Annotated in this window: 13 protein-coding genes; 7 read left to right on the forward strand and 6 right to left on the reverse strand. The window is 70.6% G+C overall.

Annotation, left to right across the window (positions count from 1 at the left end):
• Positions 1-18: 18 nt before the first annotated feature.
• From HWX62_RS12430 to HWX62_RS12445, 4 genes are all read right to left on the reverse strand, one after another.
• On the reverse strand, positions 19-1,287 hold the full coding sequence (locus tag HWX62_RS12430) for an FAD/NAD(P)-binding oxidoreductase (protein WP_175928286.1): 1,269 nt from the start codon (positions 1,285-1,287) through the stop codon (positions 19-21).
• Positions 1,284-1,517, reverse strand: a complete 234-nt coding sequence (locus HWX62_RS12435) for a 2Fe-2S iron-sulfur cluster-binding protein (protein WP_012338331.1) — start codon at positions 1,515-1,517, stop codon at positions 1,284-1,286. The genes HWX62_RS12430 and HWX62_RS12435 overlap by 4 nt, the downstream gene beginning before the upstream one ends.
• Before the next feature lie 127 nt (positions 1,518-1,644).
• A complete protein-coding gene (locus HWX62_RS12440) occupies positions 1,645-2,772 on the reverse strand; it encodes an FAD-dependent oxidoreductase (protein WP_175928285.1) in 1,128 nt (375 codons plus the stop codon).
• On the reverse strand, positions 2,769-3,701 hold the full coding sequence (locus HWX62_RS12445; RefSeq protein ID WP_175928736.1) for a 4-hydroxyproline epimerase: 933 nt from the start codon (positions 3,699-3,701) through the stop codon (positions 2,769-2,771). Before HWX62_RS12445 ends, HWX62_RS12440 begins: the two co-directional genes overlap by 4 nt.
• A 251-nt stretch (positions 3,702-3,952) precedes the next feature.
• Between HWX62_RS12445 and HWX62_RS12450 the strand changes: the two genes are divergently transcribed.
• The 5 genes from HWX62_RS12450 to ilvD all read left to right on the forward strand — a co-directional run bounded on the left by HWX62_RS12450 (position 3,953) and on the right by ilvD (position 11,559).
• Entirely contained in the window at positions 3,953-4,873 is a 921-nt protein-coding gene (locus tag HWX62_RS12450) for a dihydrodipicolinate synthase family protein (RefSeq protein ID WP_174434635.1), read from the forward strand.
• A gap of 226 nt (positions 4,874-5,099) precedes the next feature.
• Positions 5,100-6,725 carry an APC family permease gene (locus HWX62_RS12455; protein WP_175928284.1) on the forward strand — a complete coding sequence of 542 codons (1,626 nt, stop codon included), beginning with the start codon at positions 5,100-5,102 and terminating at the stop codon, positions 6,723-6,725.
• Between the two features lie 82 nt (positions 6,726-6,807).
• Complete coding sequence (locus HWX62_RS12460) at positions 6,808-8,400, forward strand: aldehyde dehydrogenase (NADP(+)) (RefSeq protein ID WP_175928283.1); 1,593 nt, start codon at positions 6,808-6,810, stop codon at positions 8,398-8,400.
• Positions 8,393-9,415, forward strand: a complete 1,023-nt coding sequence (locus HWX62_RS12465; RefSeq protein WP_175928282.1) for an Ldh family oxidoreductase — start codon at positions 8,393-8,395, stop codon at positions 9,413-9,415. The genes HWX62_RS12460 and HWX62_RS12465 overlap by 8 nt, the downstream gene beginning before the upstream one ends.
• A gap of 284 nt (positions 9,416-9,699) precedes the next feature.
• Positions 9,700-11,559, forward strand: coding sequence for a dihydroxy-acid dehydratase (gene ilvD, locus HWX62_RS12470; protein WP_175928281.1), 1,860 nt, complete (start codon positions 9,700-9,702; stop codon positions 11,557-11,559).
• Between the two features lie 108 nt (positions 11,560-11,667).
• On the opposite strand, the gene HWX62_RS12475 is transcribed toward ilvD, so the two are convergent.
• Both HWX62_RS12475 and HWX62_RS12480 read right to left on the reverse strand, forming a co-directional pair.
• On the reverse strand, positions 11,668-12,543 hold the full coding sequence (locus HWX62_RS12475) for an SH3 domain-containing protein (RefSeq protein ID WP_175928280.1): 876 nt from the start codon (positions 12,541-12,543) through the stop codon (positions 11,668-11,670).
• Positions 12,544-12,576: 33 nt separating this feature from the next.
• Entirely contained in the window at positions 12,577-12,999 is a 423-nt protein-coding gene (locus HWX62_RS12480) for a hypothetical protein (RefSeq protein WP_175928279.1), read from the reverse strand.
• 297 nt (positions 13,000-13,296) lie between these two features.
• On the opposite strand from HWX62_RS12480, the gene HWX62_RS12485 reads away from it, so the two are divergent.
• A complete protein-coding gene (locus tag HWX62_RS12485) occupies positions 13,297-14,829 on the forward strand; it encodes a sigma-70 family RNA polymerase sigma factor (RefSeq protein ID WP_175928278.1) in 1,533 nt (510 codons plus the stop codon).
• A 181-nt stretch (positions 14,830-15,010) separates the two neighbouring features.
• Positions 15,011-15,892 (forward strand): helix-hairpin-helix domain-containing protein, encoded by an 882-nt coding sequence (locus tag HWX62_RS12490; protein WP_175928277.1) that lies wholly within the window; start codon positions 15,011-15,013, stop codon positions 15,890-15,892.
• The last annotated feature ends 139 nt before the right edge of the window (positions 15,893-16,031 follow it).

Here is a 16,031-nt window from a genome sequence, read left to right on the forward strand (position 1 = left end):
ACCGCGACGCTGGACGCATCACGCGCCGTCGCAGGATTGCGTACCGTCGAGCATCAGCGTACCGACCCGCGCGGGCACGAGCGGCGTGCGCGGCGCCGGCGGCGCCCAGCCGAACAGCGTCTGCGCGGCCGCGCCGCACACGCGGCCCTGGCACGCGCCCATCCCGCAACGCGACTGCAGTTTGGCGGCCGTCCAGCCCGGTTCGCGTGCGACCGCATCGAACCGCACGTCTTCGCAACGACACAGCAGCGTGTCGGGCCGCGCGAGCCGGCGGATCGGCTCCCGGATCTCGAAGCGCTCGCGTACGGCATCCGCGAAAGCCTGCCAGTGCGCGCGCCGGGCAACGAGCGCAGCCAACGGCGCCGTCTGCCCGGTCGCCGCATAACCGGCGATCTCGCCTTCGATCATCGCCAGCTCGCTGCCGCCGACACCCGTGCACTCGCCCGCCGCGAAGCATCCGTCGCGGCTCGTGCGCTGGTGCGCGTCGACCGCCACCGCGCCGTGCTCCATCCGGCAGCCGAGATGGCGCGGCAACACGGTATTCGGCACGAGGCCGAAGCCGCACGCGAGCCGGTCGCAATCGACATCGAATTCACGATCGCCCTGGCGAATCCGCACACGTTCGAGCCGCTGGTCGCCGAATGCCTCGACGACGTGCGCATCGGGCCGGTAAGCGGCCGTGACGAGCTTCGCGGCCTGCGCAAGCTTCGACGGCCAGCGCCACAACCCCGCGCCGAAGCCGGCCACGTCGCCCCATGCAGCCTGTTCGAGCACGTGCGACACGCGCGCGCCGGCCTGCCGGGCCGTCGCCGCGCTCGCCAGCAGCAGCGGCCCGCTGCCCGCGATCACCGTGCGCTGCCCGCGCACATCGAGGCCGTACTTGATCAGTGCCTGCAAGCCGCCCGCGCCGGTCACGCCCGGCAGGGTCCAGCCCGGAAACGGCAGCAGCAGCTCGCGAGCCCCGCAGCAGAGAATCAGCGTCCGGAAATCGAGCAGCCGCCCGCGTTCGTCGTCTTCGAGCAGCAGCGTGCCCGGCTGCGTTTCGGCGACGATGCGCGTTGCCGCGAGATGCGTGACGCTCGGCTGCCGCAGCACGGCGAGGCGTTCGGCGGCGGCCGGCGTCGGTGCAGCCGCTGCCGGCTGCCGCCAGATCTGCCCGCCCGCGCGCGGGTTGTCGTCGACGATCGCAACCGTCGCGCCGCTTCGCGCGGCGGCCCGTGCGGCCGACAGCCCGGCCGGGCCCGCGCCGACGATCGCGATATCGACGCTCAGTCGTTCCTGTGTCATCGCGTGCGCTCCACCTGCATGCCGTCGCGGCACAGCGTCTGGCACGCCAGACGGCGCCGGCCGTCGATCGTCATCCGGCATTCCTGGCAGATGCCCATCCCGCAAAACGGCGCACGCGCCGCGCCCGTGCACGACACGCGCGTCGTGTCGTCGCCGCTCGCCGCGACGGCGGCCGCGACGGTCGCGCCGTCGGCCACCGTCAGCGCGCGGCCGTCCAGATGGATGATCATGTCAGCCTCCGCCGGGCCGCCCCAAGGAGGCTGACCGCCCCCGCGGGGGGCGCGTTGCACGGGACCGGCGCAAGCGCTGAAGCGCCAATGCCGGTCGACAGCGAATGAAGTGAGCGTGGGGGTCGTTTCATGTCAGCGCTCCGGCTACGGGGGACGCGGTCAAGAAGCGTCCCGGCAAATACGGTTCGATATCGATGGGCGGCTCCTCGCCGGCCATCAGCGCGGCAAGGAGCCGTGCACTGCCCGGCGCGGTCGTCACGCCGAGCCCTTCGTGCCCGACCGCGAGCCACACACCCGGCCGCGCCGGATGCTCGCCGAGCAGCGGCAGGCCGTCGGGGCTCGCGGAGCGGAAGCCCGTCCATGCGCGGATGCCGTTGAGGTCGGCCAGATCCGGCAGGTAGCCGACCGCGCGGCGCAGCATGCGCGCGAGCACGGGCGGCTCGACCTGAGCATCCTCGGTGTCGAACTGGCGCGACGACCCGATCAGCAACTGGCCCGTCGGCCGCGGCTGCACGTTGAACGCGACCGACGTGCCGTCGCTCGCGTGCGCGCTCGCCGCATAGCCGAGCTCGACGAGCTGGTGCGACACGTGGCCCGGATAGCGATCGGTAATCAGCAGATGGCCCTTTTTCGGGCGCAGCGGCAGTTCGGGCAACAGCGTGCGCGCCGCCACGCCGTTCGCGACGACCACACGCGCCGCGCGCAGCACGTCGCCGCCCGCGAGCGTCACGCTCGGGCCGTCGATCGCGACCGCCCGCTCGCGGCGCAACGTGACGCGCGGCGCGCGCTGCAGCAGCCAGTTCGCGGCGACGGGCGCGTAGAGGATCGCGTCGCCGGGAATCTTCAGCGCGCCGCCAAGACCCGCGCGCAACATCGGCTCCAGTTGCGCGAGCGCCGCGGCGTCGATCAACTCGCCGGCCACGCCGTACGCGGCGAGCGTCGCCTGCTTCGCGCGTGCGAGATCCATCTCGTGCGCATCGGCCGCGAGCCACAGCGTGCCGCAGTTGCGGTAAGCGCAGCCGTCGGGCATCTCGCCGCTCAACGCGCGCCACAGTTCGATCGAGTAATGACTCAGCGCGAGCTCGGCCGCGTTGTCGTCCATCGCGACGAGGTGCCCCATGCCCGCGCCGGTCGCGCCGCCGCTCGCATCGTCGACGACGAGCACGCGCAGCCCGCGCTGCGCGAGTTCGTGCGCGCACGCCGCGCCGACGATGCCGGCGCCGATCACGACGACGTCGGTCTTCGTTTCGCTCACGACCCGATGCCCCAGCCGAACGGATCGTCTTCCTCGATCAGCAGCGTCGCTTCCGCGCTGAGATGCGCGCTGCCGCGGATCGTCGGCACGATGCCGCCGTCGGCCAGCTCGTAGCTCGCGTGAAACACGCTGCCGATCACGCTCGCCTGCCGCCACACGGCGCCCGGCGCGAGCTTGCCGTCGGCCGCGAGGCACGCGAGCTTCGCGCTCGTGCCGGTGCCGCACGGCGAACGGTCGTAGGCGAGGCCCGGGCACAGCACGAAGCTGCGGCTGTCGTGCGCGGGATCGTCGGCGAACAGCTCGACGTGATCGATCTCGCCGCCGTTCGCGCCGGTAAGGCCCGCGCGTTCGAGCCCTTCGCGCACGGCCGACGCATAGGCGGTGAGCGCCGCGACGTTGTCGCCGGCCACGCGCTGCCCGTGGTCGCTGATCAGGAAGAACCAGTTGCCGCCCCACGCGATGTCGCCCTTCACGGGGCCGTATCCCGGCACGTCGAGCGCGACGTCCTTCGCATGGCGATATGCGGGCACGTTGCGCACGCTGACCGACAGGTCGTCGTGCAGCGTCGCCTCGACGGTGCCGACCGGCGTCTCGATCCGGTGCACGCCGGGCGCGATGCGTCCCATGTGATGCAGCGTGCGCACGACGCCGATCGTGCCGTGCCCGCACATCCCGAGATAGCCGCTATTGTTGAAGAAGATCACGCCGGCCGCCGCGTCGGCGGACACCGGGTCGCACAGCAGCGCGCCGACCAGCACGTCGCTGCCGCGCGGCTCGAGGATGCACGCGGTGCGGTAACGGTCGTGCTCGCGCGCGAGCACGTCGCGTCGCTCGGCCATCGTGCCGTTGCCGAGCGACGGAAAGCCGGACACGACGAGCCGAGTGGGTTCGCCGCCCGTGTGCGAATCGATGATCTGGATGCGCTTCATCATGAGCCGTCCGAAGTGGGGAAAGGAGCATAGCTTCCTCCGTCGCGCGTCCATCCGCTTGTGGCTTTTCGATGAGGACGGCGACGAAATCGGCATAGTGCGACGCACCCGTCGCGCCCCCGCCGGTCGCTGTGCCGATTTCGTCATTTTGCTCCGCGATACGACTCAAGCGTGATGGGCGTTTGCGCGGCGATACTGGTTGCCACACCGACACCCCCGTCGGCCGACCGATACGAACGTAGGAGATTTCAGTGAGCCGCAAAGCCATTCAGTGGACCGGGGTTTTCCCGGCCGTCAGCACCCAGTTCAAGCCGGACTTTTCCCTCGACATCGACGCCACGCACCGCGTGGTCAAGAACCTGGTGAACGACGGCGTGTCGGGCCTCGTGGTCTGCGGCACGGTCGGCGAAAACACGTCGCTGTCGACGAACGAGAAGCTCCAGGTGATCGAAGCCGCGCGCGACGCGGCCGGCGGCAAGATTCCGGTGATCGCCGGCATCGCCGAATTCACGACCGAATTCGCACGCAACACGGTGCGCGAAGCGCAGCGCGTCGGCGTCGACGGCGTGATGGTGATGCCCGCGCTCGTCTACTCGGCGAAGCCGCACGAAACCGCCGCGCACTTCCGTGCGGTCGCGACGAGCACCGACCTGCCGGTGATGGTCTACAACAACCCGCCGATCTACAAGAACGACGTGACGCCCGACGTGCTGATCGCGCTGCAGGATTGCGAGAACATCGTCTGCTTCAAGGATTCGTCGGGCGATACGCGCCGCTTCATCGACCTGCGCAACGCGGTCGGCGACCGCTTCGTGCTGTTCGCGGGCCTCGACGACGTCGTGGTCGAGAGCATCGCGGTCGGCGCCGAAGGCTGGGTGTCGGGCATGTCGAACGCGTTCCCGAAGGAAGGCGAGACGCTGTTCCGCCTCGCGAAGCAAAAGCGCTTCGACGAAGCGCTCGCACTGTATCGCTGGTTCATGCCGCTGCTGCACCTCGACGCGCGCCCCGACCTCGTGCAGTGCATCAAGCTGTGCGAAGAGCTGGTCGGCCGCGGCAGCGCGGTCACGCGTCCGCCGCGCCTCGCGCTGCAAGGCGACACGCTCGCGGAAGTGAAGGCCATCGTCGCGAAGGCGCTCGAAACGCGCCCGGCGCTGCCCGACGTCGGTCTCTGATCGACGCCCCTGCGGCGGCGCGCGGGCTTGCCCTGTTCGCCGCCGTCCGCGGTCCGGCATGGCCCGCGGGCCCGCCCGCCCCGGCGCCAGCGCGCGCCGCGCGCGAACGGGCCGCGGCCCGCCCCGGTCGTTCGAACCGGGCGACGCCGGCCGGCACGCGTGCGCGCTGCTCCGTCGGAGCGCGCGCCACGCGCGCCCGCACCGATATTTCCCAGGAGACACGCCCATGCCAGGCCAAGGCAACGCACACCCGTCTGTCCCGCTTTCCCGTTCCGCGCACCCCGGCGCGGGTCACGGCAAGTTCAAGAAACAGCTGTCGCTGACCGATCTCACGTTCATCGGTCTCGGCGCCATTTTCGGTTCGGGGTGGCTGTTCGCCGCGAGTCATGTCTCGACGATCGCGGGCCCGGCCGGCATCTTCTCGTGGCTGCTTGGCGGCTTCGCGGTGCTGCTGCTCGGCATCGTCTACTGCGAGCTCGGCGCCGCGCTGCCGCGCGCGGGCGGCGTGGTGCGCTACCCGGTGTTCTCGCACGGCCCGCTGCTCGGCTATCTGATGGGATTCATCACGCTGATCGCCTTCTCGAGCCTGATCGCGATCGAGGTCGTCGCCGCGCGCCAGTACGCGGCCGCGTGGTTCCCCGGCCTGACGATCGAAGGATCGAGCGACCCGACCACCCTGGGCTGGCTCGTGCAGGCCGCGCTGCTCTGCTTCTTCTTTTACCTGAACTATTCGAGCGTGAAGACGTTCGCGAAGGCGAACAACATCATCAGCCTCTTCAAGTTCATCGTGCCGCTGTCGGTGATCGCGGTGCTCTTCATGTTCTTCAAGCCCGCGAACCTGACCGTGCACGGCTTCGCGCCGTTCGGCATGCCGGGCATCGAAATGGCCGTGTCCGCGGGCGGCATCATCTTCGCGTATCTCGGACTCACGCCGATCGTGTCGGTCGCGAGCGAGGTGCGCAATCCGCAACGCACGATCCCGATCGCGCTGATCCTGTCGATCCTGCTGTCGACGCTGATCTACGTGCTGCTGCAGCTCGCGTTCATCGGCAGCATCCCGACGGCCATGCTCGCCGCCGGGTGGCACGACGTGAGCAAGGCGTTCTCGCTGCCGTACCGCGACATCGCGCTCGCGCTCGGCGTCGGCTGGCTCGCGGTGATGGTGGTCGCCGACGCGATGATCTCGCCGAGCGGCTGCGGCAACATCTACATGAACGCGACGCCGCGCGTCGTCTACGGCTGGGCGAAGACGGGCACGTTCTTCAAGGTGTTCACGCGCGTCGACGAAGCGTCGGGCATCCCGCGCGCGGGCCTGTGGCTCACGTTCGGCCTCGCGATCTTCTGGACGCTGCCGTTCCCGTCGTGGGAAGCACTGATCAACATCGTGTCGGCCGCGCTGGTGCTCAGCTATGCGGTCGCGCCCGTGTCGGTCGCCGCGCTGCGCCGCACCGCGCCCGATCTGCCGCGGCCGTTTCGCGCCAGCGCATTCGGCCTCACCGGCCCCGCGTCGTTCGTGATCGCCGCGCTGATCGTCTACTGGTCGGGCTGGAGCACGGTGTCCTGGCTGCTCGGCCTGCAGATCGCGATGTTCGCGATCTATCTCGCGTGCCGCCGCTGGGTGCCGACCGCGCATCTGAGCCTCGCCGAGCAGGTGCGTTCGTCCGCATGGCTGATCGCGTTCTATGCGGCGATGATCGTGCTGTCGTATTTCGGCGGCTTCGGCGGCACCGGCCAGCTCGCGCATCCGTACGACACGGTCGTCGTCGCGGCCGTCGCGCTCGTCATCTACTACTGGGGCGCGAACACCGGCGTGCGCGCCGACAAACTGCAACTCGACGACGACGAGGACTGACGCGCCCGCGCCCTTTTCCTGCTCTTTTCCCTTCCATCGGCCGGGCGCAGCACGCCCGGCCCGGCTTTTTCCGAGGAAAACCATGCCACTCACAGGTCAGCTCCTGATCGGCCGGTCGGCCGTCGCCGGACAGAACGGCACTCTCCACGCGCTCGCCGCCGCCACCGGCGAACCGCTCGAACCGGCGTTCGGCGGCGCGAGCCTGCACGACCTGCACACCGCGTGCGCGCTCGCCGACGACGCGTTCGACGCCTATCGCGAAACGTCGCTCGACGCGCGCGCCGCATTCCTCGACGCGATCGGCCGCCACATCATGGCGCTCGGCGACGACCTGATCGAGCGCTGCGTCGTCGAAACGGGGCTGCCGCGTGCGCGCATCGAAGGCGAACGCGGCCGCACCGTCGGCCAGCTCGCGCTGTTCGCGTCGCTCGTGCGGGACGGCGGTTTTCTCGACGCGCGGATCGATCCGGCACGCCCCGAGCGCAAGCCGCTGCCGCGCGTCGACCTGCGCCTGCGCAACGTCGCGCTCGGGCCGGTGGCCGTGTTCGGCGCGTCGAACTTCCCGCTCGCGTTCTCGGTGGCCGGCGGCGACACGGCATCGGCGCTGGCGGCCGGCTGCCCGGTGATCGTCAAGGCGCATTCCGCGCATCCGGGCACGTCGGAACTCGTCGGCCGCGCGATCCAGCAGGCCGCGCGCGAATGCGGGATGCCGGCCGGCGTGTTCTCGCTGCTGTTCGACGCGTCGCGCGAGATCGGCCAGGCGCTCGTCGCCGATCCGCGCATCAAGGCTGTCGGTTTCACCGGCTCGCGCCGCGGCGGCGTCGCGCTCATGCATATCGCGGCCGCACGCGCCGAGCCGATTCCCGTCTATGCGGAAATGAGTTCGATCAATCCCGTGCTGCTGTGCCCCGCCGCGCTCGAGGCCCGTCACGGCACCATCGCACCGCAGTTCGTCGCGTCGCTCGCGCTCGGCGCCGGCCAGTTCTGCACGAACCCGGGCCTCGTGCTCGCGGTCGACGGCCCCGCACTGCGCGCGTTCGAAGCCGCGGCGGCCGAGGCCGTGCGCGCCGTCGCGGCGCAGACGATGCTGACGCCGTCCATCCACGCGAGCTATGCGCAAGGCGTCGCGGCGCTGCGCAATCACGAGGCGGTCGAGCTGCTGGCCGATGGTGCGGAAGGCGGCCGTCACCAGGCCCGCGCGGCACTGTTCGCGACGTCCGCCGACGCGTTCGTCGCGCGCCCCGAGCTGCGCGACGAAGTATTCGGCCCCGCGTCGCTGATCGTGCGCTGCCCGGACGCCGACACGCTGCATCGCGTGCTGAAATCGCTCGAAGGCCAGTTGACGATCGCCGCGCACCTCGCCGACGGCGACGCGGCGCTGTTCGCCGCGCTGCGCCCGACGCTCGAACGCAAGGCCGGCCGCATTCTCGTCAACGGTTTCGGCACCGGCGTCGAGGTCGGCCACGCGATGGTGCATGGCGGCCCGTTCCCGGCGACGTCCGACACGCGCACGACATCGGTCGGTGCGCGCGCGATCGAGCGCTTCCTGCGCCCCGTGTCGTACCAGGACGTGCCGGACGCGCTGCTGCCGGACGCGATCCGCGACAGCAATCCGCTGCACGTGCCGCAACGCATCGACGGCGTGCCCGCCCCGCGCGAGGTAAACCATGGCTGAGCGCACCGCCGACGTCGTCCTGTCGCTCGACGAAGTCCACGCGCTCGCGCTGCGCGTGCTGACGCACCACGGAATGTCCGACGCGCATGCGCGCGCCATCGCGAACGTGATCGCGCAGGGCCAGCGCGACGAATGCCATTCGCACGGCGTGTACCGGCTGCTCGTCTGCGTGCGGTCGCTGAAGAAAGGCAAGGTCGATCCGCAAGCCGTACCGACGCTGCGCCGGCTGTCGTCGTCGATCGTCGCGGTCGACGCGCATCGCGGCTTCTCGCTGCTGAGCTTCGAAACCGGCCTGCCCGTGCTGGTCGAGATGGCGAAGCAGCACGGCATCGCCGCGATGGCGATCAACCACTGCTATCACTTCTCCGCGCTGTGGCCCGAGGTCGAGGCGATCGCCGCCGAAGGGCTGGTCGGCATCGCGATGAACCCGAGCCATAGCTGGGTCGCACCGGAAGGCGGCCGCGAACCGGTGTTCGGCACGAACCCGATCGCGTTCGCGTGGCCGCGCCCGGGCGGCGAGCCGTTCGTGTTCGATTTCGCGACGAGCGCGATCGCGCGCGGCGACATCGAGCTGCACGCGAAACAGGGCAAGGCGATTCCGCCGCACTGGGCGATCGACGCCGACGGCCAGCCGACCACCGACCCGAAGGCCGCGCTGCAAGGCGCGATGCGCACGTTCGGCGGCCACAAGGGCTCGGCGCTCGCGGCGATGGTCGAACTGCTCGGCGGCGCGCTGATCGGCGACATGACGAGCCGGGAATCGATGGACTTCGACGAAGGCGTCGGCGCGACGCCGTGCCACGGCGAGCTCGTGATCGCATTCGACCCGAAGGTGTTTCTCGGCGACGATCTCGACGCGGGGCTCGCGCGCGGCGAGCGGCTGTTCGAATCGATCGTCGCGCAGGGCGCGCGGCTGCCATCGCAACGGCGCTTCGACGCCCGCGCGCGCAGCATCGCGAACGGCGTGCGGATTCCGAAGCCGCTGTACGACGAAATCCTGACGCTGCTCGACTGACGCCGGAGTACGGCGGTCGGCACGCCTTCGTCATGGGCCGGGAGGCGATTCCGTCGCCCCCCGGCCCGTCCGGACAAACGTGCCGCGACTGCCCTGACTGCCCCGCGTTGCGCGCCGGGCCCGCCGCCCGTGTCCGGCGCCGCGGGCGCCACACCCACGGCGGCTGTGGGATAATCGCGAAGTTTGCCCAGGGCGCAGCTCAAGAGGTTGTTCGCACGGGCGCGAGAGAGGCCTTTATTCCCGTGCCTCCACCCTTTTCCCGCGATATTTCTTCAGCCTTCACCATGCCCACTTACCGTTCCAAAACCTCTACCGCCGGCCGCAACATGGCAGGTGCGCGCTCGCTGTGGCGCGCCACCGGCATGAAAGACGACGATTTCTCGAAACCGATCATCGCGGTCGTCAACTCGTTCACCCAGTTCGTGCCCGGGCACGTGCACCTGAAGGATCTCGGCCAGCTCGTCGCGCGCGAGATCGAAGCCGCCGGCGGCGTCGCGAAGGAATTCAACACGATCGCGGTCGACGACGGCATCGCGATGGGCCACGACGGCATGCTGTACTCGCTGCCGAGCCGCGACATCATCGCCGACTCGGTCGAATACATGGTGAACGCGCACTGCGCGGACGCGATGGTGTGCATCTCGAACTGCGACAAGATCACGCCGGGGATGCTGATGGCCGCGATGCGCCTGAACATCCCGGTGATCTTCGTGTCGGGCGGCCCGATGGAAGCCGGCAAGACACGCCTCGCGAACCCGGTCACCAAGACCGTCGAACTGAAGAAGCTCGACCTCGTCGACGCGATGGTGATCGCGGCCGACCAGTCGTATTCGGATGCGGACGTCGCCGAAGTCGAACGCTCGGCCTGCCCGACCTGCGGCTCGTGCTCGGGCATGTTCACCGCGAACTCGATGAACTGCCTGACCGAAGCGCTCGGCCTGTCGCTGCCCGGCAACGGCACGGTGGTCGCGACGCACGCCGATCGCGAGCAGCTGTTCAAGCGCGCCGGCCGCCGCATCGTCGAACTCACGCGCCAGTACTACGAGCAGGACGACGCGCGCGTGCTGCCGCGCTCGGTCGGCTTCAAGGCGTTCGAGAATGCAATGACGCTCGACATCGCGATGGGCGGCTCGACCAACACGATCCTGCACCTGCTGGCGATCGCGCAGGAAGCCGGCATCGACTTCACGATGAAGGACATCGACCGCCTGTCGCGCAGCGTGCCGCAGCTGTGCAAGGTTGCGCCGAACACGAACAAGTACCACATCGAGGACGTGCACCGCGCAGGCGGCATCATGGCGATCCTCGGCGAGCTCGAGCGCGCCGGCAAGCTGCACACCGACGTGCCGACCGTGCACGCGCCGACGCTGAAGGACGCGCTCGAGCAGTGGGACATCGTGCGCACGCAGGACGAAGCGGTCCGCACGTTCTATCTGGCCGGCCCGGCCGGGATCCCGACGCAGGTCGCGTTCAGCCAGGACACGCGCTGGCCGAGCCTCGACCTCGACCGCGCCGAAGGCTGCATCCGCTCGTACGAGCATGCGTTCTCGAAGGAAGGCGGGCTCGCGGTGCTGACGGGCAACATCGCGCTCGACGGCTGCGTGGTGAAGACGGCCGGCGTCGACGAGAGCATCCTCGTGTTCGAAGGCTCGGCGCACGTGACCGAATCGCAGGACGAAGCGGTCGAGAACATCCTGAACGACAAGGTCAAGGCCGGCGACGTGGTGATCGTGCGCTACGAAGGCCCGAAGGGCGGCCCGGGCATGCAGGAAATGCTGTACCCGACGAGCTACATCAAGTCGAAGGGCCTCGGCAAGGCATGCGCGCTGCTGACGGACGGCCGCTTCTCGGGCGGCACGTCGGGCCTGTCGATCGGTCACTGCTCGCCGGAAGCGGCAGCGGGCGGCGCGATCGGCCTCGTGCGCGACGGCGACAAGATCCGCATCGACATTCCGAACCGCACGATTAACGTGCTGGTGTCGGACGAGGAACTCGCGCGCCGCCGCGAGGAGCAGAACGCGAAGGGGTGGAAGCCCGCGCAGCCGCGTCCGCGCAAGGTGTCCGCGGCGCTGAAGGCGTACGCGAAGCTGGTGATGTCGGCCGACAAGGGCGCGGTGCGCGACCTGTCGCTGCTCGACGACTGACGCGAGACGGCGGGCCGTGCGAACGGCCTGCCCGCCCGATCGGATAGCCGCTCTCCGGAGCGGCTTTTTTTTCGTCCGATACCCGGAGCCCCGACCGCACTGGCGCTATCAGTGACGGCGGTCGTCGGGGCCGCCGCCCCCACCGCCGCCGTGATTGCCGCCACCGTTTCCGCCGCCTTGTGGCCGTGCATAACCGCCACCGCCACCGCCCCCGCCCCCGCCGCCCTGGCGTACCGGCGGCGGCATCGTGTGGCCCTCTGCGCCCGGCGCGGGCGACGGGTGCAGCACGGCCGGCGGCGGGCTGGCCGGACGCGTATTGCCCGCCCCACCGGGCATCGGCGTCGGCGCCGGCGCAGCTGGGGGCGGGCTGGCCGGACGCGCATTGCCGGCGCCGCCCGGCATCGGCGTCGCGACAGCCGGCGGCGGCATGCGGTTCGCGCCATTCCAGCCGCCACGCGTCGCCGACGGTCGCGTGTCGTGCACGGGCGGCGGGCCGCCCGGCGCAACCTGCATCGGCGCGCCCGGTTGCGGACGCCCTTGCCCCGGCGGCATGCCGCCGGGGCCGAGCCGCGGCTCCGCACGGTGCGCCCAGCGGTCGCGATCGGGATACCACGGGCGGTGCCGGTAATAGCGATCCCAGTACGCGCCGATCGCGAAGCCGGTCACCGGCACACCGATGATCGCGCCGTATTCGAGCAGCGGCACGTAGCTGCCCTGGTACGGATAGTCGAGCAACTGCGCATCGATCCAGCCGCGCACGCCGGGCAGCGCGACGTCGCACCACGTGTAGTCGCTCAGGCAGCCGAATACGTCCAGCGCGGTGCCGGGCGGAATCTGCGCGACCACCGGATAATCGGGCGCGGGCCCGGCATACAGCTCGGCCGGCGAGTTCGTGTACGCGCTGCTCTGCGCATCGGCGACGCCCGGGGCGGCCGCCAGGCCGGCCAGGACGACGCACAGACTTCGGACAATCGTGTTCCTCATGATGCTCTCCCGCACCGTGCCGCCGCGCGCCGGTCAGTGTCGATGGCCGCCGCCCCAGTGGCCGCCACCCCAATGCCCGCCGCCCCACGGACGATGCCAGTACCCGCCGCGCCCGCCCCAATATCCGCCGCCCCAGCGGCCCCAGAAGCCGATCGTCACGGGCGGCGCGTACCAGCCGGAGTAGTACGCGGGGTAGTAATACGGATACGGCGCCGGCACGTAGGCCGGCGCGACGTACACCGGCACCGCCGTGCCGGCGTCCACCTGCGCCTGGGGCACGGTCGCCGGGGCCGGGTCGGGCGTGACCGGTGCAGTCGAAAATTCGCGCTGCGTCACCGTGGCGGGCACCGGCGCGTAATAAGGTGCATAACCGTACGGGCTCGTGTAGTAGCAGCCGCCAAGCATCAGTGCGGCCAGCGCGACGACGGCGGGCCTCGCGGCGGAAATCGGGTTCATCTCTTGCTCCGGCAGAATCCGCGCGCCGCCGCCGGGCGCGCGCCTGACTGTAGCTTACGTCCCCTGCAGATTTCCGCGCGTATGATCGGTTACTTTTTGTTTCCTGCCCCGCACGGCCGGGCGGGCACGCCGCGTGCTGGCCCGTGCGCGGCGCCGGCGTTGAAGTTGGCGCAACTGCCCTCAACTTGAACGATGTCGGACTGACCGGCGCGGACGGGTGTCCGCGAGCCACCGGCAACCGCAAACCGGCGAGCTTCGGCCCGCCCAGACAGGAACGCGGCTCGCGCCGCCCTCGACATGACTACGCCACGCCCCACTCCCCGGGCGGACACCCCGCTCGATCCGATCATCCAGCTGCTGGCGCGCGCCAGCGAGCAGGGTTATCTGACGCACGCCGACCTCGTCGACGCGCTGCCGCCCGAAAGCGACGGCCCCGACGCGCTCGACGTCGTGCGTGCCGCGCTCGCCGACATCGGCATCGCGGTACTCGACGAGCCGGCCGTGCCTGCTCCGTTCCCCGGCGCGGCGCCGGCCGAGGTCGATCGCGACGCGCTCGACGAAGGCCGGGCCATGCTCGGCGACCTCGCGCACGGCACGAGCGCGTCGACCGATCCGCTCGCGCTCTACATGCGGCGCATGCACGCGGTACCGCTGCTCACGCGCGAAGGCGAAATCGTGCTCGCCCGCGAGATCGAGACGGGCCGCCATCAGGTACTGCACGCGATTGCCGGCTACCCGCCCGCGGTCGGCGCGCTGCTCGAGCGTCATCGCGCAACGGGTACGACCGGATCGCCCGATGACGATGACGACGCCACCGGCGCACCCGCGCCTGCCCGCTACGATGCGCTGGACGCAGCGGTGTCGGCGCTGCGCGCGGCGTTGCATGCGCACGGCAGCCGTTCGGCCGACTACCGCGACGCGCGCAACCATGTGGCCGCACTGCTCGGTTCGCTCGCCTGGGTGCCACCGGCCGTCGACGATGCCAGCCGTGTCGTGCGCGCACTCGCGGCTGCCCGCGACGACTCGTCGGCGGGCGACGCCGCGCGCTTCGACGCAGTCGCGCGGCGCGCGCTCGCCGCCGCGCTGAGCGACGGCCAGCAGAAGGTGCGCGACGCGACGCAGGCGATGCTCGAGGCGAACCTGCGGCTCGTGCTGTCGATCGCGCGCAAGTACCTGAATCGCGGCGTCGACCTGTCCGACCTCGTGCAGGACGGTTGCCTCGGCCTGATGCGCGCGATCGAGAAATTCGAATACCGGCGCGGGTTCAAGTTCTCGACCTATGCGACCTGGTGGATCCGCCAGGCGATCGCACGCGCGGTCGCGGATCGCTCGCGTACGATCCGCGTACCGGTGCACGTCGGCGACCAGTACCAGCGCGTGCAGCGGCATGCGGCGCGCTTTCGGCAGCGCACGGGCCGTCGGGCCACGCCGGCCGAGCTCGCGGCCGAAACCGGGCTCGACGAAGGCAAGCTGCGCGCGGTGCTCGCGCTGCCCGCCGAACCGGTCTCGCTCGACACGCCGCTGCCCGACGCGGATACCGGCCTCGTGGAACTGATCGAGGATCAGGCATCGGCCAGCCCGTTCGAGCAACTGGCCGACACGCGCATGCGCGAATGCGTACGGTCATTGCTGCGCTCGGTCACGCCGGCCGAAGCCGACGTGCTGCGCCGGCGGTTCGGCCTCGGCGGCGCCGAGCCCGACACCTACGACGCGATCGCGCAGGATGCGGGGATGTCGCGCGAGCGCGTGCGGCAGATCGAGAAACGGGCGCTCGCCGCGCTGCGCACGGCCGCCGAAGCCGAGAACGCGCAGTCGTTCCTCGACGCGTAACCGGATCGCGTGCAGCGCACGGTCATGCCCTGTTGCGGCACGACCGTGCGCTACGCGCCTGTGTTACGTTTGCCATTGACGCGCATCAAGTTTTCTTCATCGCGCGTCGCGACAATGGTTGACAGCCGACCGGCGCATCGCTCGCCGCGTCCATTCCGTTTGTGCTTTCCGGGTCCTTGCCATGCAGTCGACCGTCAGCCAGACGTACGAGGAAAACCGATCGATCGCGGCTAGCCTGCGTGAAGCCGCGCAGTGGCTCGTCGACCAGGGCGCGAACCCGTACCGGGTCGCCGCGTACCGCGCGGCGGCCGATACGGTCGACGCGCTCGACCGCGACATCCGCAACGTGTTCGAAACCGGCGGCGTCGAGGCGCTCGGCGCGCTGCCCGACATCGGCGCGGGCGTCGCGCAGGCGATCGCCGAGCTGCTGGTGACCGGGCGCTGGCGCCAGCTCGACCGCCTGCGCGGCGACGCGGAGCGCGTTTCCGCCTTCGAAGCGGTGCCGGGCATCGGCCACGCGCTCGCGCTACGGATTCATGATGCGCTGCACATCGACACGCTGGAGGAGCTCGAACGCGCGGCCCGCAACGGCCAGCTCGAAACGATCGCGGGCGTCGGCCCGCGGCGCGCGGTCGGCATCCGCGCCGCGCTCGACGACGTGCTGAGCCGCCGCCGGCGCTGGCAGGGCCACATGCAGCACGCCGGCCCCGGCACGGAACCGCCCGTCGAACTGCTGCTCTACATCGATCGCCAGTACCGCAACAAGGCCGCCGCCGGCGTGCTGCCGACGCTCGCGCCCCGGCGCCTGAACGCGGACGGTTACGTGCCGCCGCCCGTGATGCACATGACCAAGGGCGGCTGGCATTTCACGGTGCTGAGCCAGCACGCCGCCATGCGCACGCCGGAAGCCGGACGTCCGACCGACTGGGTCTCGCTCTATTTCTACGACGCCGCGCAGCGCGAGCACCAGCGCACCGTGTTCACCGAAACGTACGGCGCGCTCGTCGGCAAGCGGATCGTGCGCGGCCGCGAGATGGAATGCCGCGTGTATTACGCGGGGTGAGTCCGGCGTCGGCGGTCTCGCTGCCGTCGAAGGCGGCATGCACCGCATCGCCTTTTCCCGATTCGGCACGTCGAGGCCGTGACGTCGCCACGTAGCCGCCCTCCTGCCGACCGCCACCGCACCGCGTACCTCGTTCGGG

It is taken from the genome of Burkholderia sp. BCC0506, assembly GCF_902833145.1.
In the GTDB taxonomy this organism is placed as follows: Bacteria; Pseudomonadota; Gammaproteobacteria; order Burkholderiales; family Burkholderiaceae; genus Burkholderia.